The 19,186-nt window shown below is 55.9% G+C and carries 11 protein-coding genes; 2 read left to right on the forward strand and 9 right to left on the reverse strand.

The features are described from left to right. Position 1: 1 nt before the first annotated feature. The 9 genes from ABIE64_RS03680 to ABIE64_RS03720 all read right to left on the reverse strand — a co-directional run bounded on the left by ABIE64_RS03680 (position 2) and on the right by ABIE64_RS03720 (position 12,850). Positions 2-2,872 carry a monovalent cation/H+ antiporter subunit A gene (locus ABIE64_RS03680; protein ID WP_114093578.1) on the reverse strand — a complete coding sequence of 957 codons (2,871 nt, stop codon included), beginning with the start codon at positions 2,870-2,872 and terminating at the stop codon, positions 2-4. 181 nt (positions 2,873-3,053) lie between these two features. After that, the gene (locus ABIE64_RS03685; protein WP_341364888.1) at positions 3,054-4,262 is read right to left on the reverse strand and encodes an MFS transporter; all 1,209 of its coding nucleotides are present in this window, start codon (positions 4,260-4,262) and stop codon (positions 3,054-3,056) included. 207 nt (positions 4,263-4,469) lie between these two features. After that, on the reverse strand, positions 4,470-5,705 hold the full coding sequence (locus ABIE64_RS03690) for a phenylacetate--CoA ligase family protein (RefSeq protein WP_354376667.1): 1,236 nt from the start codon (positions 5,703-5,705) through the stop codon (positions 4,470-4,472). 46 nt (positions 5,706-5,751) lie between these two features. Continuing rightward, the gene (locus tag ABIE64_RS03695; RefSeq protein ID WP_110252530.1) at positions 5,752-6,573 is read right to left on the reverse strand and encodes an ABC transporter ATP-binding protein; all 822 of its coding nucleotides are present in this window, start codon (positions 6,571-6,573) and stop codon (positions 5,752-5,754) included. A 110-nt stretch (positions 6,574-6,683) separates the two neighbouring features. Then, positions 6,684-7,928: an ABC transporter substrate-binding protein gene (locus tag ABIE64_RS03700; protein ID WP_037987224.1), complete on the reverse strand. Its 1,245-nt coding sequence runs from the start codon at positions 7,926-7,928 to the stop codon at positions 6,684-6,686. A 106-nt stretch (positions 7,929-8,034) separates the two neighbouring features. Further along, positions 8,035-9,108 (reverse strand): branched-chain amino acid ABC transporter permease, encoded by a 1,074-nt coding sequence (locus ABIE64_RS03705; RefSeq protein ID WP_354376668.1) that lies wholly within the window; start codon positions 9,106-9,108, stop codon positions 8,035-8,037. 18 nt (positions 9,109-9,126) lie between these two features. After that, positions 9,127-10,020, reverse strand: a complete 894-nt coding sequence (locus ABIE64_RS03710) for a branched-chain amino acid ABC transporter permease (protein WP_037987219.1) — start codon at positions 10,018-10,020, stop codon at positions 9,127-9,129. A gap of 68 nt (positions 10,021-10,088) precedes the next feature. Next, positions 10,089-12,038 carry a long-chain fatty acid--CoA ligase gene (locus ABIE64_RS03715; protein WP_354376669.1) on the reverse strand — a complete coding sequence of 650 codons (1,950 nt, stop codon included), beginning with the start codon at positions 12,036-12,038 and terminating at the stop codon, positions 10,089-10,091. Positions 12,039-12,040: 2 nt separating this feature from the next. Then, on the reverse strand, positions 12,041-12,850 hold the full coding sequence (locus ABIE64_RS03720) for an ABC transporter ATP-binding protein (RefSeq protein ID WP_063094185.1): 810 nt from the start codon (positions 12,848-12,850) through the stop codon (positions 12,041-12,043). Between the two features lie 804 nt (positions 12,851-13,654). Here ABIE64_RS03720 and acnA point away from each other — a divergent pair. Then, complete coding sequence (gene acnA / locus ABIE64_RS03725; protein WP_065701805.1) at positions 13,655-16,342, forward strand: aconitate hydratase AcnA; 2,688 nt, start codon at positions 13,655-13,657, stop codon at positions 16,340-16,342. A gap of 229 nt (positions 16,343-16,571) precedes the next feature. Then, positions 16,572-19,136, forward strand: coding sequence for an EAL domain-containing protein (locus tag ABIE64_RS03730; RefSeq protein WP_354376670.1), 2,565 nt, complete (start codon positions 16,572-16,574; stop codon positions 19,134-19,136). Positions 19,137-19,186 lie beyond the last annotated feature (50 nt).

Below are 19,186 nucleotides of genomic sequence, written 5' to 3' on the forward strand. Positions count from 1 at the left end.
ATCAGGCCTCTTTCTCAGCTGTCGCGACCTTCGCGGTCGCGGCGGACGGATCATGGTCCATCGGTTCTGGATTGATGTCGACATGTTCGGCCATGCGTTCCACCTGCGACAGTTTGGCAAGTGCAAGGGTCACCGCCCCGACAACCGTCAGGAACACACCAAGATCAAAGCCCATGGCAGATGCCAGCTCAAATTCGCCGACAATCGGCAGATGAACATGGACAAAGCCGCTGGTCAGGAACGGCAGCCCCGCCACCCAGGCCGAAAGCCCCGTAATGGCCGCGGCAATCACGCCAAGCCCGATCATGCCGTGGTAATTGGCCTTCATGCGATTCTGGGTCCAGCCAAAGCCCGACGCCATATATTGCATGACCAAGGCAACCGAAACGACCAGACCCGCAATAAAGCCACCACCTGGCTCGTTATGACCGCGCAGGAAGATGTAAACCCCCACCAGAAGCGACAGCGGCAGCATCACGCGTGTTGCAATGACCATCATCATCGGATGACGGTCTGCCGACCGGCGATTATCGACCACCCAGCTTGCAAGGCGTTTGGCGGCCTCGCCCTGGGTGACGGTTTCAATCAGGGCAAAGATCGACAATGCGGCAATACCAAGAACAATGATCTCGCCAAAGGTATCAAAACCACGGAAGTCAACGAGGATCACGTTGACCACGTTGGTGCCGCCACCTTCGGTTTTCGAATTGGCCAGATGAAACGCCGAAATCGAATTGGGCAGTTCACGGGTCATGATCGCCCAGACAGCCCCACCCATGCCAAGACCGGCCGCGATTGAAATCACCCAGTCGCGGAATTTGCGCCCCGGCTGGCTTTCTTTCGGGGTTTCCTTTGGCAGGATGTTCAACGCCAGCAACATCAGGATGACCGTCACCACCTCGACCGAGATTTGGGTCAGGGCAAGGTCAGGTGCCGACAGATAGATGAAGCCAAGCGAGACAATCAAACCGATGACCCCCACCAGAAGAAGGGTCAGAAGCCGGTTATGATGCATCGCGACCGCCGCGATACAGGTCCCGACCAGAAGCACCCAGCCAATGGCGGCAGGCGGCGAAACGGCCAGAAGTTCGCGCGTACCAGCGGTGTGATCGGGTTCGGCATAGAAACCCGAAAGCCCGATGGCAATGGCGGCAAAGATCATGATCGCCAGATAACGTTGCAGCGATCCGTTCTGAAGATTGTCGGAAATCACGCGACTAAGCGCCACGACCTTGACGATCAGACAATCAAACATTGCCTTTGCATCCGGCCGCGACAGGTTGGAGGTTACCGACATCAGGCCGCCATGACGCAGAAGAATAAGCGCACCGGCAATCAGGGCAATCACGCTCATGCCAAGTGCCGGGGTCAGGCCGTGCCAAAGTGCCAGATAATATTCCGGAAGGTTCCCCCCCGTGACCGCATTGGCCGTGGCCGCAACCAGCGGTCCGGCAATGGCCGCCGGGAACAGACCGATCAGAACCACCAGAACCGTCAGAAATGCGGGCGGTGCCCACATGCCAAACGGCGGATCATGGGGATGATGGGGCAGTTCGTCACGGGTTTTGCCAAACCAGACATGGAAGATAAAGCGCAACGAATAGGCGACCGAGAACACCGCACCAATCGTTGCCAGCAACGGCACAAGCCAGTTCTGATCGAACCAGACGGTGTGCCATGCTTCTTCCAGCATCATTTCCTTGGACAGGAACCCGTTCAGCGGAATGATCCCGGCCATCGATGCCGCCGAAATGATCCCGATGGTCCCGGCAATCGGCATCAGGTTCAGCAACCCGCCCAGACGGCGGATATCGCGCGTTCCGGTCTCATGGTCAATGATCCCGGCGGTCATGAACAGGGCCGCCTTGAAGGTTGCATGGTTGATGATATGAAACACGCCCGCAACGGCGGCCATCGGCGTTCCGAAACCAAACAGCATGGTCACAAGACCAAGATGGCTGACGGTGGAGTACGCCAGAAGCCCCTTAAGGTCATGTTTGAAAATCGCAATCCAGGCACCCAGCACCATGGTCACGAGGCCCGCACTCGCCACGATATAGAACCATTCCTCCGTTCCCGAAAGAACCGGCCACATGCGCGCCATCAGGAAGATACCCGCCTTGACCATGGTCGCCGAATGCAGATAGGCCGAAACCGGGGTCGGTGCGGCCATGGCATGCGGCAGCCAGAAATGGAACGGGAACTGTGCCGATTTGGTAAAGCAGCCCAGCAGGATCAGAACAAGGGCTGGCACATAAAGCGGGGACGCCTGGATCAAGTCGGCATTTTGCAGGATCACCGTCAGATCATAGGACCCGACGATATTTCCAAGGATCAGCATCCCGGCAATCATCGCAAGTCCGCCTGCCCCGGTCACGGTCAGCGCCATACGCGCGCCCTGACGACCTTCGGGCAGATGCTTCCAGTAACCGATCAGAAGGAAGGATGACAGCGACGTCAGTTCCCAGAAAATCAGCAGAAGCAGGATGTTGTCGGACAGAACAATACCGACCATCGCGCCCTGGAACAGCAGCAGGAACACATAAAACCGCCCCATCGGATCATCTTTCGACAGATAGAACCGGGCGTAAATGATGATCAGCAAACCAATCCCGAGGATCAGGGTCGCAAACAGCAAACCCAGACCATCAAGAAAGAAGGTCACGTTCAATCCAAGATCGGTCAGCCAGTCATAGCGGACCTGAAACACTTCGCCGCCAATGACGGCGGGTGCCTTGGCGATAAGCAGGATCAAGGCAAGCAGCGTGACCGAGCCGGTAGCTGTGGCGCACGCATTGCGCCCGGCCCTGATCATGACGGCGGGTAACACCGCCCCAAGGAAGGGAAGCAAAACAATGAGGGTGAGACTCATGAAAGACCCTTATTTTTGGAAAACGCCGCAGCGCCCCCAATTTGCGCAACAGCAAGAAAATTCTGGCAGAAAGTAATATTTGTACTGAAAATGGTCAAGAAAACCCAACCGGCGCAGTTTTTTACCTTCCGGTTGTCAAGTGAAGCGGATCACCGCCCATTTTCATTGTTTCAGTTCAAAATTATCGCCGCCCCCCTGCCAGACGGATCGCTTCGGGCATGTTGCGCAACCGGCCCATGGCAATAAAACCCAGTAACGGCCCCACCGCCAGCATGGCAAACGCCCCCCACCAGCCAGACGCGTCGGCAATCACCGGCACCAGATGGATTGATCCCAATGCAATGATAAAGCCGATGGCATTTTGCAGGGTCAACGCTGTTCCGACCTGATGGGGATCGGCCAGTTCGATCACGCAGGATGAAAATTGCGCAGAATCGGCAATCACCGAAATGCCCCAGACGATACAGACAACAATCAGGATCGGGATCGACGTATCGCCTAGCGCACCGGCAACAAGTGCGCAGATGCCACTGATGGCCATCGCCGCCATGGTCACCGTCGTCCGGCCGATCCGGTCGGCCAGCAAACCGCCCGCAAGGCTTCCGAATGCGCCGATCCCCACAATGGCAAAGGTCAAAAGTGCTGCCCAGATACCCGGATTATCAAGTTCACGCCCGGAAAGGGCCCCATACAGGAACAACCCGATCCAGCCCCACATGGCATAAAGTTCCCACATATGCCCGAAATAGCCATAGCACGCATGACGCAATGGTTTGTTCGCCCAAATGTGCCCGACCATACGCGGATCAAAGCGCGGGGACTTTCCCGGTGTCCCGCCCAGTTTGACAAACAGGATCGCCACACCCGCGATATAGGCCGAAATACTTGCCGCCACGATCACCATCCGCCAATCGAGAGGCACCGCCACCGCAAACAGATGCGGCAGGGCCGACCCCATGGTCAATGCACCAACCAGCAAGCCGACCAGAAACCCGGTATCACCGCGAGACCAGGTCGCGACCATTTTCATGCCAATGGGGTAAATCCCTGCCATGCAGATACCGGTAATCAGGCGAAGCCCGATCACAACAACCCCGTCGACGGGCACAGCAAGGATCAGGATATTGGCCGTCGCGGCAATGAATGCCGATGCCGCCCAGAAATGCCGCGCCTCGACCCGGTCGGCCAGACCGAAAAAGGCGCTGATCAAAGTCCCCAGAACAAAGCCCAGCAAGACCGAACTGGTAAACAGGGATGATTGAATGGCGCCAAGGTCAAACTCGGCGCGCAATTGCGGCAATACCGCCGTTGCCGAAAACCACAGCGAAAGCGCCATCAACTGGCAAATCGTAATCATGCCAACGGCAAATGGTTTGCCTGCCTGCGCCATGCTTTCCCCTGTAATCATTCAAATTTATGCGCCATCATACATTCCCGAAGGGCGATGAACAGTGGCCCCATGCACAAAACAAAAAAATGCCGCCCGAACCAAGCCGGACGGCATCAAGTTTCCCGAGCGGGAACGAAAAATATCGATACCCTCTTGACGGGCCCGGTCCCGTGACGGGACAGCGTCAAAAAGGGTTCTGGCGGTTGCTCAGGAATAGTCGCGCTGGTCGTCGATCACCTTGCCATCATTGGGCAGGCTGCCCGGTGTTGCAATTTCGACCTTGCCGCGCAGCTTGCAGATCGCATGCAGGCTATCCATCACCGCATCGGCACTGAACCCGGCGGCATCGGTTTCACAGGCCAGCGTCATGACATCGACATCATTTTCACGGGTCACGATCAGGCGCGCCTTGCCGATATCAGCATGTCGTTTGACGACCTCCGCAATCTGATGGGGATGAACAAACATGCCTTTGACCTTGGTCGTCTGATCGGCACGCCCCATCCAGCCCTTGATGCGCATATTGGTGCGCCCGCAAGGGCTTGGCCCTGATGCAATCGCCGAAAGATCACCGGTGGCAAACCGGATCAGCGGATAATCCATATTAAGGGTGGTGACGACAACCTCGCCCACCTCTCCCTCGGCCACCGGATCACCGGTGCCGGGACGCACGATTTCAAGGATGATGTCCTCGGCAACGATCATCCCGCTTTTGGCATCGCTTTCATAGGCAATCAGCCCCAGATCGGCACTGGCGTAACATTGCAGCATGGCAACACCGCGTTCTGAAAACCAGTCGCGCAATGACGGTGGCAATGCTTCGCCCGAAACAAGCGCACGGGTGATCGATGATACATCCCCGCCCAGTTCATCGGCCTTTTCCATCAGGATTTTCAGGAACGACGGCGTCCCGGAATAACCGGTCGGTTTCAGGTCGCTGATCGCCTTGATCTGGGCTTCGGTCTGGCCAACACCGGCCGGGATCACCGCACAGCCACACGCACGTGCGCCGCTGTCAAAAATGAAGCCCCCCGGCGTCAGATGATAGGACAGGCAGTTATGGATGATATCGCCCGGCCGGAACCCGGCAGCAAAAAACGCGCGCCCCATCCGCCACCAGTCATCCCCCTTGCCTTCGGGATCGTATATCGGGCCCGGACTTTGGAAAATACGGCCAAGGGCCGGCACCGGTGTTGCATTCAACCCGGCAAAGGGCGGATTTTTCGCCTGCATGGTGATCAGATCGGATTTGCGCGTCACCGGAAGTTTTGCCAGTGCCTCGCGACTGTTGACCGTTTGCGGATCAACGCCATCAAGGATACGGCCAAAGCCCGCTGCCTTGCTTTTTGCGTGATGAACAACCCGCGGCAATGCCGCCATCAAACCGGTTTCACGGTCTTTGGGGCTGCGGGTTTCACTGGCATCGAAGAAGGTATTGAGCATGATGGCCGGGTCCGTTTTCTGGTCATTGAAAGGCGGCAAACACGTGTTAAAGCCAGCGTTTGCGGCGCTTGTATGATTTGATGTTCTTGAAGCTTTTGCGTTCTTCCGAACCACCGCCAAGATAGAATTCCTTGACGTCTTCATTGTTCAGAAGCTCGTCACGGGTACCATCCAGAACCACCTTGCCGCTTTCCATGATGTAACCGTAATCGGCAACCTTCAGCGCAAAATTGGCATTCTGTTCCACGATCAGCATGGTAATGCCCTGTTCACGGTTGATCTTTTCGATGATCCCGAACACTTCTTTCACCAGCAAGGGTGACAGACCCATCGACGGTTCATCAAGCAAAATCATTTTCGGGCGTGCCATCAAGGCCCGGCCAATCGCCAGCATCTGCTGCTCCCCGCCCGACAGGTAACCTGCAAGCCCGGTACGTTCGCGCAGGCGCGGGAAATATTCAAACACCATGTCGATATCGTCCTTAACGCCCTTGTCCTTGCGGGTATAGGCGCCAAGCCGAAGGTTTTCGACACAGGTCATGTCTTCGATGATGCGGCGGCCCTCCATGACCTGAAACAGGCCGGAACGCACGATATCCTCTGGATTGCCGTTGGCAATCTGCTGCCCCATGAAATTGATATCGCCGCGGGTCACCTTGCCATCCTCGGTCTTGAGCAAACCGGAAATAGCCTTGAGCGTGGTCGATTTCCCCGCACCGTTCGGGCCCAGAAGGGTCACGATCTTGCCTTGCGGGACTTCAAGCGACACCCCGCGCAGGACAAGGATCACCTCGTCATACACGACTTCGATATTATTGACCGACAGCAACGATTCTGCGGTTTCAGTTTTGCGGGCCGGCTCTGCCATGGTGTCCCCTTCGATCACGTTCTGATTACATCCCCCGGTGTCGGGGCGGGCGCGCTTTTCGCCACTCCGCCCCGAACACCATCGGGAGACATCCGTCTTCTGACTACGACTTAATAGCCAAGCCAGTCGTCACGGCGCGGCAGGGTCACGGTTGCCGCCTTGGTTACGGTCGGCTCACCGCCTTTGGCACTGCCGTTATAGATATTAACGGTGTTGATGCCGCGATGGTCTTCGGCAGTCCAGGTTGCAGGCATGCAAACGCCTTCAAGACCGGCAGGCACCCAATCCGTGCGGGCATACATGCCGGCCTTGATGTTTTCGCCGGTGATGCCGCCATTAGCCTTGGCCCATTCCATGGCTTCTTTCATGTAATAGGCCGAGCAAATGCCGCGGATATAGTGATGGGTGCGGAACTGTTCGCCCGAACTATCGGACATTTTCGAAATTTCGCGCACAAGATCCATGCCCGGTACGCCCTCGTCGCTCCAGAAGCTGGTCATCGCCGGGAAGACATAGTTTTCAACATCACCGATGGTTTTCAGCGTTTCGTAGTCACCCGCCCAGATATTGGCCAGCCATTTCGGACTTGCACCAACCGTATCGCAGGATTTGACCAGCGAAACGACCGACGGGCCGAGGTTGCCAAGGTAACCATAATTGGTTCCGGCTTCCTTGATCGTCAGGCACTGCGCCTTGAAGTCGCCCGGCTTCATCGAAACGACGACCGGCTCGGTCACGTCAAAGCCAAGTTCGGTTGCGTATTCCGCACAGGCTTCTTTCGGTGCATTCGGATAGGGATGGTTATCCCCGATATGCGAGAAGACCGGTTTGCCCGAACCACCCGATGCTTTCCAATCCTCGGCGGCCCACTGAACCAGTGCACGGCAGGCGTCGGAATAGGATGCGCCATAGAAGAAGTTATAAGGTGCGGGTTTTGCGGTTTTCGGGTTTTTGCCGGTCGGGTCGGTCAGATGGCCGGAATAGGACGCGGAATAAACCGGGACCTTGTCCTGGGCCACAAAGCTGATCAGGGCTTCGGTGTCGCCCGTGCCCCAGCCCTGCATGGCGACCATGTTGTTGCGCGAACGCCATTTTTTGTAGTTCGCAATCGCCTGCGGAACCTTATAGGCGTAATCGACCGATTCTGAATCCAGAACCGTCCCATCAATGCCACCGTGGGTATTGATATACATAAGCGCGTCACGGACACCATCGGCATAGAATTTGCCAATGAACCCGGTCGCCCCGGTGATGTCCATCAGATGACCGACAAAAACCATGTCGTCATCTGCTTTGGCTGCCGAAACCGACAGGCCGGTTGCAACAATCGCTGTCGCAGCAATCAGTCTTTTCATCACGACGTCTCCCTTGGACGTTTTTCTAAACAAAGTAGCCTCCCGGCCTTCGCCGATTTTCGTCCCGATCTTTGTTTTTTAAGCGACCGGGTTTCGGCGATATTGATCAGTACGAGAAGGGATAAAGCTTCCAGTACGCCCTGATCTGCTGCCAGCGGTGCGCGAGCCCGTCCGGTTCGAAGATCAGGAAAAGGATGATGGCCAGACCGATCGCCATCTCCTTGATATAGGCCAGCCCGTCGGTCACAGCCGTCGAATTGGCCCAGTCGAAAACACTTAAAAGCCCGACACCGTTTTCCATGACTTCGGGCAGCAGAACCATGAAGACGGTCCCCATCAGCGTGCCCTTGACCGAGCCAAGGCCGCCAATGATGATCATGCCCAGAAACTGGATCGACAGCAGGATGGTAAAGCCCTCGGCCGAGACGAAGCCAAGGTAATGGCCATACATCGCCCCACCGATCCCGGCATAGAAGGATGAAATCGCAAAGCTCATCAGACGGTATTTCGTCAGATTGATGCCCATGATTTCCGCCGACAGATAATGATCGCGCACCGCGACAAAGGCTCGCCCGTCACGGGTCCGCATCAGGTTCGTACCCAGCAGATACATGATCACCAAGAAGAACAGGCAGACATAGAAGAAGCTGAAATCATCGAGCACTTCATAGCCAAACACATTGACCGGATTTGCCGCCGCCCCATAAGACCCGCCGGTAAACCAGTCGGCCCGGGCAAAGAAATCTTCCAGAATGAACTGGGCTGCCAATGTTGCAATCGCCAGATAAAGGCCCTTGATCCGGGCCGCAGGCAGACCGAACAGAAGCCCGACAGCCGCCGTCATCAGACCAGCCAGCGGGATCGACAGCAAAACCGGAATGCCGGTCGTGTTGTTGATCCAGGCCGATGCAAAGGCACCAAACCCAAAGAATGCCGCATGACCCAATGAAATCTGCCCGGTGAAGCCGACCAGAATATTCAGACCAAGGGCGGCGATGGCAAAGTACGAAATCTGAATGAACAGGTTGACGTAATAACCATCCAGAACAAACGGGATCAGCGCGGTTGCGATCACACCCAAAATCGCGGCGTTGCGGACAAAGGTGGTATCAAAAATCCGCGTATCCTGTCGGTAGGTGGTGCGAAAATCACCGCAGGGACGCATCGAAAATCCAGCCATAACCTATTACTCCGCCCCTTAGATGCGTTCGATGTCTTTGGTGCCAAACAGACCGTATGGCTTGATGCAAAGAATGATGATCAGCACATAGAACGGTGCGATCGAAAACAGGTTGCCCCAGTGCAGATACTGACCATCGACAAACTCGGCGGTGTTTTCCAGCAGTCCGATGATCACACCCCCGACAATCGCACCGATGATTGAATCAAGCCCGCCCAGAATAACCGCCGGGAACACCTTGATCCCGATGACCGAAAGCGCGGATGAAACCCCGTTGACCATCCCGATCACGATACCGGCAACCCCCGATACCAGGGCCGAAATCGCCCAGGACATAGCAAACACGGTTTTCACCGAAATACCAAGGCTTTGCGCGACCTGCTGGTCAAAGGCCGTGGCCCGCATCGCAAGGCCCAGCTTGGAATATTTGAAGAACCAGTAGAACGCCGCCATGATCACCAGCGAGATCACGAAACTCATGATATAGGCAGTTTCGATCTGCATCCCCATCAGGTTGACCGACCGTGTTTCAAACACCTGCGGATAGGTCGCCGTGGTCGCACCGAATATCCATTTGGTCGCCGCCTGGAAGAAAATCGAAAGCCCGATCGTCACCATGATCACCGAAATGATCGGCTCACCAATCATCGGGCGCAGAACCACCATTTGCAAAATGATGCCAAACGCCATCATGAACAGTAATGTAAAGATAAAGCCCAGCCAGAACGGCATATGCATTTCGACAAGGAATGCGTAACAGACCCACGCCCCGATCAACAGGAACTCGCCCTGTGCGAAGTTCACGATCTGGGTCGATTTGTAGATCAGCACGAAACACATGGCGACGACGCCATACAATGTTCCGACAATCAGCCCGTTAAGCAGAAGCTGGAACAGAAGTTCGAAATTCATGTTGCCATCCCTGTAATGGCGGCCCCGCAACCTTGATGGCGTTTGGGGCGCACTGTTTTATCGCAGCCTTATTCGGCGGCTTTGGGGGCCGTCTCGGCGGCCTTGTCCCCGTCCAGATCGACCACCTTCACACTGGTCTGGATGCGGGTTTTCGACCCGTCCTGGAAGGTGATCATGGTGTCGATATCAACCTTGTCATTACCGGCATAAACCGCATCGATGATGTCGGCGTATTTTTCGGCGACCACACTGCGGCGGACCTTGCGCGTGCGCGTCAGTTCGCCGTCATCGGCATCCAGTTCCTTGTAAAGCAGCAGGAACCGTTTGATGCGCTGGGCTTCCGGCAGGGTTTCATTCACCTGACGGATTTCATCAACGATCATGTCATAGACCTGCGGCTGGGCCGACAGATTGGTATAGTTGGTAAAGGCAATCCCGCGCTGCTCGGCCCATTTGGCCATGATCGAATACCGGATGCAGATCATGGTCGACAGGAACGGCAATCCCTTGCCAAGGATCACGGCCTCGGCGATGAAGGGCGAGAATTTCAGTTTGTTTTCAATAAACTGCGGCGAATACCGCACGCCTTTTGATGTTTCCGCCAGATCCTTCAGACGGTCGATCACCACAAGATGCTTGTTGTCTTCCTTGAAGTAACCGGCATCGCCCGTATGCATCCAGCCATCCCGGACATCCTCGTCATAGGCGGCCTGATTTTTATAGTAACTGGTAAACATCCCCGATGTGCGCGCGACAATTTCGCCAACACCGTTTTCATCGGTATTGATGATTTTGATTTCCGAATTGTCGAACGCGCGCCCGACCGTATCGAAATCAATGTCATCGGGCTGATGGATCGTATAGGCACCGCAAAGTTCGGTCTGGCCATAAAGCTGGCGCAGCGGCACCCCCATGGCATGGAAGAACTTGAAGGTTTCCGGCCCCATCGCCGCCCCGCCGGTCGCAGCCGACCGCAAATTCGAAAAGCCCAACCGATCCTTTAGCGCATTCATCAACAGGATATCGGCGACCTTGGAATGCCCGCCACCGTCAAGGGCGGTACGGGCCAAAGCCATGCCGAAATCATACATTTTCTGTTTGAACAGGGTGGCATCCATCATGCGGGCGCGGACATCGGCGGCAATCGCCTCCCAGACGCGCGGAGCCAGCAGAACGAAGTTCGGTCCGATCTCGCGAAGATCGGCCATCATCGTTTCCTGTTCTTCAACGAAATTGACGATCTGGCGACTGATCAACGACTGACCGACGACATAAACCTGTTCCATGATCCATGGCAGCGGCAGAACCGAAACATAATTATCCCCCGGATATTTCGGGTCGGCCCGCAGATAGGCGGCACAATGATCAAGGAAATCCCCGGCATTGAGCATCGCCATTTTCGGCTTGGACGTCGTACCCGACGTGGTGCACAGGATCGCGCATTCATCACCGCGCGTATCGGCGACCATCACATCATAGGCACCGGGGTCTTTTGCCTCGATCTCGCGGCCAAGTTCATAAAGCTTTTCGATATCCATCAGGCGCGGATCTTCGTATTTCCGCATCCCGCGCGGATCGCAATAAACAATGTGTTCAACCGTCGGAATCTGATCGGCCAGCTCCAGAAGCTTGTCACACTGTTCCTCGTCCTCGGCGATCAGAACCCGCGCACCGGAATAGGTAATCAGATAAGCGACTTCTTCATGAAGACTGTCCTGATACAGACCGACCGACATCGCACGCAGCGCATGGGCGGCGATTTCACCCCAAACCCATTCCGGCCGGTTTTCGCCGATAATACCGATCACATCGCCGGGCGTGATGCCCATATCGCGCAGACCAAGCGCCATCCATTTGACGCGGTCGTTGTAATCTTTCCACGTGAATTCCTGCCAGATGCCGAATTCCTTTTCGCGCATGGCAATTTCGTCGCCCCAGTGGCGCGCGTTATACGCCAGCACCTTCGGGAAGGTATCAAGCGCCTGCACATTTGCGTAATCGGGGGTATTGCTGCTCATGTTCAGGCCACCTGCTCGTCTTCGTCGGTTGCGTCATCGTCTTCGCCGAGATAGGCCTTTTTGACATGCTTGTTGGCCATGACTTCTTCGGGCAGGCCAGCGGCAATCTTGCGACCGAAATCAAGAACCATGACCCGGTTGGAGATATCCATCACCACCCCCATGTCATGTTCGATCATGACAACCGTCATGCCCCATTCTTCGTTCAGATCGATGATAAAGCGCGCCATGTCCTCTTTTTCTTCGAGGTTCATGCCCGCCATCGGCTCATCAAGCAGGATCAGATCGGGGCGCAACGCCACCGCACGCGCCAGTTCGACACGCTTGCGCAATCCATAGGACAGCGTCCCGGCGGTTGCCTTGCGGATATGGGAAATTTCAAGGAAGTCGATCACGTCCTCGCAGAAGCGCCGATGTTCAAGCTCTTCCTTCTGCGCGCCGGAAAACCAGTAAAGCGGCCCAGTCAGGCAATTGTTTTTAAGCAGGTGGTGCCGCCCGACCATGATGTTGTCAAGGACACTCATATGACCAAAAAGGGCCAGGTTCTGGAAGGTACGCCCGATGCCAAGCTCGGCCCGGTCATTGGGCTTGAGCCCCGTGACATCCTGCCCCTTGAAGGACACTGACCCGGTGGTTGGCTGATACCGACCCGAAATGCAGTTCAGCATCGATGTCTTGCCGGCCCCGTTCGGGCCAATGATTGAAAACAGCTCGCCGGGCTGGACGGAAAAGCTGACGTCGCTTAGCGCGCGCACGCCGCCAAACACAAGCGATACGTCGCTGATCTGCAAAATGGGACCCTGTGACGTCATAACGTCGCTTATCCTCCCTGACTTGGGCCGCAGGCATCCCTTTTTCCGGTTGACCGGATTTTAAGGTGGATACCCCGTGCCTCTTGTTCAGTTTCCCTGATGATGTACCGGTTTTTATTTGACCCGGACCTTACGGAAACCGGGCTTGGCACATTTAATACGTATTTAAGTACCAATTTCAGCAAATGCCGTCAACGTGTTGCACAGCAACGCATTGAGACTTTTCACAAATTCGCATCGCACAATTTTTGCGTTCTGGTCTGATGAATGTACTTCTACCTATAATTCCGTAAGGTCATCACGACACAACCCGCATACTGAAAGGCTGAAAATTATTGCATCGCAACATTCAGGTTCCTGTTCGCGCTGCACCAACTGTGCTCTGACAAATGCCGAAATTGTCCCCTGTTGCATTCAGGCGATCACCCGATTCGTTCCCCTTCGGACAGGATTTCCCCCAATAGTACAGGGCATCCTCTACATTCGAGTCTTTCCAGATATGGCGGTGATCCTGTGGACTCGCGAATGATCTTCGGGCGGATTTACGGTGTTTTTCACCCGAATCAGATACCTTCTGATTGCCATTACGCGCCAACCATTCACCAATTCGTTGTTATCGCAGGGATTTCAAGAATGACCCTTTTGCGGGTCTGGACTTTCAGGGGGAATTGTGGTGTAACCCCGTGGCACATACATATGTAGCCGTGACCCGCGTCACGAGATACAGATAGCCCACCGCTCGGCGCTCCGACGGTCGGGGTGTCTTGTCACGACAAGCCCTTTAACCACCTTGAGGAGGGTCTGATGTCCATTTGTGGCAAAGACAACCTGCAAACGCGCCGCACGCTGAATGTCGGGGACAAATCCTACGACTATTACAGCCTTAAAGTTGCTTCCGAAAAAATCGGCGACGTTTCCAAGCTTCCGTTTACGCTGAAGGTCGTTCTGGAAAACCTTCTGCGCTACGAAGACGATTTCACTGTCAAAACCGACGATGTCAAAGCTGTTGTCGAGTGGCTCAAATCCCGTTCGAGCTCGCACGAGATCAACTATCGTCCGGCCCGCGTCCTGATGCAGGACTTCACCGGCGTTCCTGCCGTTGTTGACCTTGCCGCGATGCGCGATGCCGTCGTCAAGATGGGCGGCGACGCCCAGAAGGTGAACCCGCTTTCACCTGTTGACCTCGTCATTGACCACTCGGTCATGATCGACTTCTTTGGCACCGACGACGCACTCGACAAAAACATGGAAGTCGAGTTCGAACGTAACGGCGAACGCTACGAGTTCCTGCGCTGGGGCCAGAATGCGTTCAACAATTTCCGCATCGTTCCGCCGGGGGCTGGCATCTGCCACCAGGTGAACGTCGAACATCTCGCCAAGGTCGTATGGACCGGCAAGGATGATAACGGCAAAACCGTTGCCTACCCCGATACGCTGGTTGGTACCGATTCCCACACCACCATGGTCAACGGCCTTGCCGTTCTGGGCTGGGGTGTTGGCGGTCTCGAAGCCGAAGCAGCCATGCTCGGCCAGCCGATCTCGATGCTGATCCCCGAAGTCGTCGGTTTCAAACTGACCGGCTCGATGAAAGAAGGCATCACCGCAACCGACCTCGTGCTGCGCGTCGTTCAGATGCTCCGCGAGAAGGGCGTTGTTGGCAAGTTCGTCGAATTCTATGGCGACGCGCTGGATCATATGAGCCTGCCGGATCGTGCGACCATCGGTAACATGGCACCGGAATACGGTGCGACCTGTGGCTTCTTCCCGATTGACGATGAAACGCTGAACTATATGCGTAACACCGGTCGTTCCGAAGAACAGATCGCACTGGTCGAAGCATATGCCAAAGAACAGGGCATGTGGCGCGACCCGAGCTTCGAAGCCGAATATACCTCGACCCTTGAACTCGACATCTCGACCGTTGAACCGGCTCTGTCCGGTCCGAAACGTCCGCAGGACCGCGTTCTGCTCAAAGATGCCGTTTCAAGCTTCACCAAGACCTTTGCCGACATGGCACCGGGTGTTGATGCGGATCGTTCTGTTCCGGTTTCGAACGAAAACTTCGCAATGAAAGACGGTAACGTCGTTATTGCCGCCATCACGTCCTGCACCAACACCTCGAACCCGAGCGTGCTGATCGCAGCCGGCCTGCTGGCGAAAAAAGCGGTTGAACTCGGCCTTAAAAGCAAACCGTGGGTGAAAACCTCGCTTGCACCGGGCTCGCTGGTTGTTGCCGACTATCTCGAAAAAGCCGGTCTTCAGACCTATCTCGACAAGCTCGGCTTTAACGTTGCCGGTTTCGGTTGCACCACCTGTATCGGGAACTCCGGTCCGCTGGCCGACCCGATCATCGAGGCAATTGACGGCAACGACATGCTCGTGACCGCCGTTCTGTCGGGCAACCGTAACTTCGAAGGCCGTATCAGCCCGCAGGTCAAGGCAAACTATCTTGCCTCCCCGCCGCTGGTTGTTGCCTATGCCCTTGCCGGTAACCTGAAGGTCGATCTGAACAAAGACCCGATCGGCACCGACAAAGATGGCAAAGACGTCTTCATGAAAGACATCTGGCCGACCAACAAGGAAATCGCGGACACCATCGCGTCCTCGATCTCTGCTTCGATGTACAAAGATCGTTATGACAACATCTTTGCCGGCCCGAAACCGTGGCAGGAAATCGAAGTCACCGAAGGCGAAACCTTCGAATGGGATGGCAAATCGACCTACGTCCAGAACCCGCCCTACTTCGTCAATATGGCGAAAGAACCGGGTGCGTTCTCGGAAGTTCATGGTGCACGTCCGCTCCTGATCCTCGCTGACTCTGTCACAACCGACCACATTTCCCCGGCCGGTTCGATCAAGGAAGAAAGCCCGGCAGGTGAATACCTCAAGGCGCACGGCGTTGCGGTTCGTGACTTCAACTCCTATGGCGCACGCCGCGGGAACCACGAAGTCATGATGCGCGGCACCTTTGCCAACATCCGTATCCGCAACGAAATGGCACCGGGCACCGAAGGCGGTGTTTCGGTTCATTACCCGTCCGGCGAACAGGGCTGGGTCTATGATGTTGCCATGCGTTACCAGGCCGAGGGCACCCCGCTGGTTGTCATCGCCGGTAAGGAATACGGCACCGGTTCGTCCCGTGACTGGGCAGCCAAAGGCACCAACCTGCTTGGCGTCAAAGCTGTTCTGGCCGAAAGCTTCGAACGTATCCACCGCACCAACCTGGTCTGCATGGGCGTCCTGCCGTTGCAGTTCAAGAATGGTGAAGGTCGTGCGACTTACAAGCTTGACGGCACCGAAGTCTTCGACGTTCTGGGTATCGGCAACGGTATCAACCCGATGCAGGACGTTACGGTTCGTATCACGCGCAAGGATGGCTCCACCGAAGAGGTCATTGCCACCTGCCGTATCGATACCGAAAACGAAGTCCTTTACTACCAGAACGGCGGCATTCTGCAGTTCGTTCTGCGTAACATGATGAAAGCTGCCTGATTTCGCCTGAAATCAGAAGCCTGCTGAATGCGAAACACCCCCGTCTGTCAAGGACGGGGGTGTTTTTGCGTGGAACGCATCTTTAAATTGCGACAAACCCAAACCACATATATCCATTGATTTATAACAAGTCAGCCGTCCCGACGATTTGATAGGGATGGGTCCTGACTCTAACCAATAATGCCCGCAAACCGGGCACCTGACAGGATTTGGACAGCAACAGGTTATCATGACGCGCCCCAGTTTTGCCGATGGCAATACCACCCACCTGACCGTAGGTACGATTTCCCCCGGCATCGTGTTGCGTTGCGGGCCGGAAACCGCGATTGGTCAGGCCATCGACATGATGCGCGAAGCCAATTGCAGCTCCATCATCGTGACACAGGATCACCTGCCGATCGGAATCTGGACGGAAAAGGATTGCCTGTCCCTGCCCGCCGACTGCGAAGCCACCCTGAACGAGCCGATATCGAAATGGATGTCGGCCCCGGTTCACAGCATATCGGTCCATGCCACGCCCGAGGCCGCCATCATCCGTATGCGCGAACGCCATGTCCGTCATCTGGTCAGCGTGGATGCGGAAAACCGCCTTGCCGGAATCATCAGCCAGTCTGACCTGATCCGCCAACAGGGCAGTTGGCGCAAACTGGGCGATGGGGATGTCGGGGCCGCCATCCGCCGCACGACAATCTTTGTCGATGGCGATATCCCGATGTCGGAACTGCGCGCGCGCATGCATGATGCCAAATGCGATTGTGCGATTGTCTATGATCCGTCGGTCGCGACCGACCCGGTTTCGATACTTGATCACACCGGGATCATTACCGAACGCGATATCCTGCGCAATCTTGCCAATGGCGATCACGCAACACCGGCCATCGAAATTGCCAGCCGCCCGCTGCGTGTCATTTCCGCCAAGTCCAGCCTGAACAACGCCCGCGACACGATGCTGGCCCAACATATCCGCCATCTTGCGGTGATTGATGAAACCGGCAATGTCATCGGTGTTCTGTCATTCGCCGATCTGCTGGAATTCATCGAACAGGATTACTTCGCCCATCTCAGGTCCGTGATGGAAGGCCGCGATGTCGAACTGACCAAGGCGCGCCGGTCGCTGTTTCTGGCAGACAAGATCATTGAAACATCGCCTGACGGGATCATGGTCTGTGCCGCCGATGGCACGATCGAACTGGTCAATCCGGCCTTCACCCGGGTCACGGGTTACAACGCATCGGACGTGATCGGCAAAAACCCCAATATCCTGCAATCGGGTCGTCAGTCTCCCGAATTTTACACCTCGATGTGGCGCGATATCCAACAGCACGGCAAATGGGAAGGCGAAATCTGGAACCGCCGCAAATCCGGCGAAATTTATCCCGAATGGCTGTCGATCATCGCGATCCGTGATGCCGATGGACAGATCTGCCAGTATGCCTCGATCTTTACCGACATCAGCGAACGTAAGAAAAACCGCGAAGACATTCTGCGGCTTGCCCATATTGACGAACTGACCGGCTATCCCAATCGCCGCCGGTTCCTTGAACTGCTGGCCCACGGCATCGGCGAGTCCCGCCGCAAGGGAACCCGCCTGACGATCCTGCTGCTCGATATCGATAATTTCCAGCGGGTGAACAACACACTGGGACACAGTGACGGTGACGACGTTCTGGTCGAAGTTGCCCGTCGGCTGCATCGCCGTCTGAATCAGGGGGGTGTTCTGGCGCGTGTTGGTGCGGATGAATATGCCATTCTGCTTTCGGGGGGGACTTCCGCCGATGATGATGCCGCACTAGCCGATGATCTTTTAAAAGCGTTAAACCAACCGCACCTGACCAGCAAGGGACAGGAAATCTATATTTCGGCGAGCATCGGCATCGCATCCTTCCCGCACGACGCCAACGATACCGCCAATCTTTTGCGCAATGCCGAAATTGCGATGATGCATTCGAAGGAACAGGGCCGAAACCGGTTCAGCCGCTATAACCGCGCCAGTCATTCACGCAGCGATGCCGACCTTGCCCTTGAAAGTGCCCTGCGTCAGGCGCTGGATCGCGATGAATTTCATCTGGTCTATCAACCGCAATTCGAAGCCCGCACCGGCAACCTGCACGGCGTCGAAGCCCTGTTGCGCTGGAACCATCCGCAACGGGGGGCGATCCCCCCCTCGGTCTTTGTTCCGGTAGCCGAGGAAATGGGCGTGATCGGCGAACTGGGGCGCTGGGTATTGCGTCACGCCTGCCGTCAGGCGGTCGCATGGCGTGAAAAGGGCCTGCACAACGTCACGATGGCGGTGAATGTCTCGGTCCAGCAATTCTATGGCACCATCGATCTGGCCGAACAGATCAGAACCATTCTGGTCGAAAAGGGCATGGCGGCGGACCGGCTGGAAATCGAAATCACCGAAAGCCTGTTCATGCAGAATATCGAAGAAATGCGCGCCAACATGCAGCGCATTCGCGATCTGGGCGTCAAAATCGCACTCGATGATTTTGGCACCGGTTTTTCCAGTCTCAGCTACCTGCGCAAACTGCCGTTTGACACGATCAAGATGGATCGCAGTTTTGTCGACGACATCAATCAGGGACGCGAAGGCAGTGCGCTTGCGATCACCATCCTGAATATGGCGCAGAACCTGCACAAAAAATGCGTCGCCGAAGGTGTCGAAACCAACGCGCAGCTCAAACTGCTGCGCGATGCCGGATGCGATTACATACAGGGATACCTTCTGGGCAAACCGATGTGTGCGGATGAAATCCTCACCCTGTCTCAGCAAAGACCGGCCGAAGCCTCCTGATCCGGTTTGATCCCCAGCAAAAAGGGCGGGGAAATTCCCCGCCCTTCACA

The sequence above is a fragment of the Thalassospira sp. MBR-102 genome, from assembly GCF_040549275.1.
Classification (GTDB): Bacteria; Pseudomonadota; Alphaproteobacteria; order Rhodospirillales; family Thalassospiraceae; genus Thalassospira; species Thalassospira xiamenensis.

What these genes read in the sequence shown, in the direction of transcription:
- acnA (WP_065701805.1), top strand. Translation starts at nt 13,655, where the DNA reads ATGTCCATTTGTGGCAAAGACAACCTGCAAACGCGCCGCACGCTGAAT.
- ABIE64_RS03700 (WP_037987224.1), bottom strand. Translation starts at nt 7,928, where the DNA reads ATGAAAAGACTGATTGCTGCGACAGCGATTGTTGCAACCGGCCTGTCG.
- ABIE64_RS03730 (WP_354376670.1), top strand. Translation starts at nt 16,572, where the DNA reads ATGACGCGCCCCAGTTTTGCCGATGGCAATACCACCCACCTGACCGTA.
- ABIE64_RS03685 (WP_341364888.1), bottom strand. Translation starts at nt 4,262, where the DNA reads ATGGCGCAGGCAGGCAAACCATTTGCCGTTGGCATGATTACGATTTGC.
- ABIE64_RS03680 (WP_114093578.1), bottom strand. Translation starts at nt 2,872, where the DNA reads ATGAGTCTCACCCTCATTGTTTTGCTTCCCTTCCTTGGGGCGGTGTTA.
- ABIE64_RS03720 (WP_063094185.1), bottom strand. Translation starts at nt 12,850, where the DNA reads ATGACGTCACAGGGTCCCATTTTGCAGATCAGCGACGTATCGCTTGTG.
- ABIE64_RS03690 (WP_354376667.1), bottom strand. Translation starts at nt 5,705, where the DNA reads ATGCTCAATACCTTCTTCGATGCCAGTGAAACCCGCAGCCCCAAAGAC.
- ABIE64_RS03695 (WP_110252530.1), bottom strand. Translation starts at nt 6,573, where the DNA reads ATGGCAGAGCCGGCCCGCAAAACTGAAACCGCAGAATCGTTGCTGTCG.
- ABIE64_RS03705 (WP_354376668.1), bottom strand. Translation starts at nt 9,108, where the DNA reads ATGGCTGGATTTTCGATGCGTCCCTGCGGTGATTTTCGCACCACCTAC.
- ABIE64_RS03715 (WP_354376669.1), bottom strand. Translation starts at nt 12,038, where the DNA reads ATGAGCAGCAATACCCCCGATTACGCAAATGTGCAGGCGCTTGATACC.
- ABIE64_RS03710 (WP_037987219.1), bottom strand. Translation starts at nt 10,020, where the DNA reads ATGAATTTCGAACTTCTGTTCCAGCTTCTGCTTAACGGGCTGATTGTC.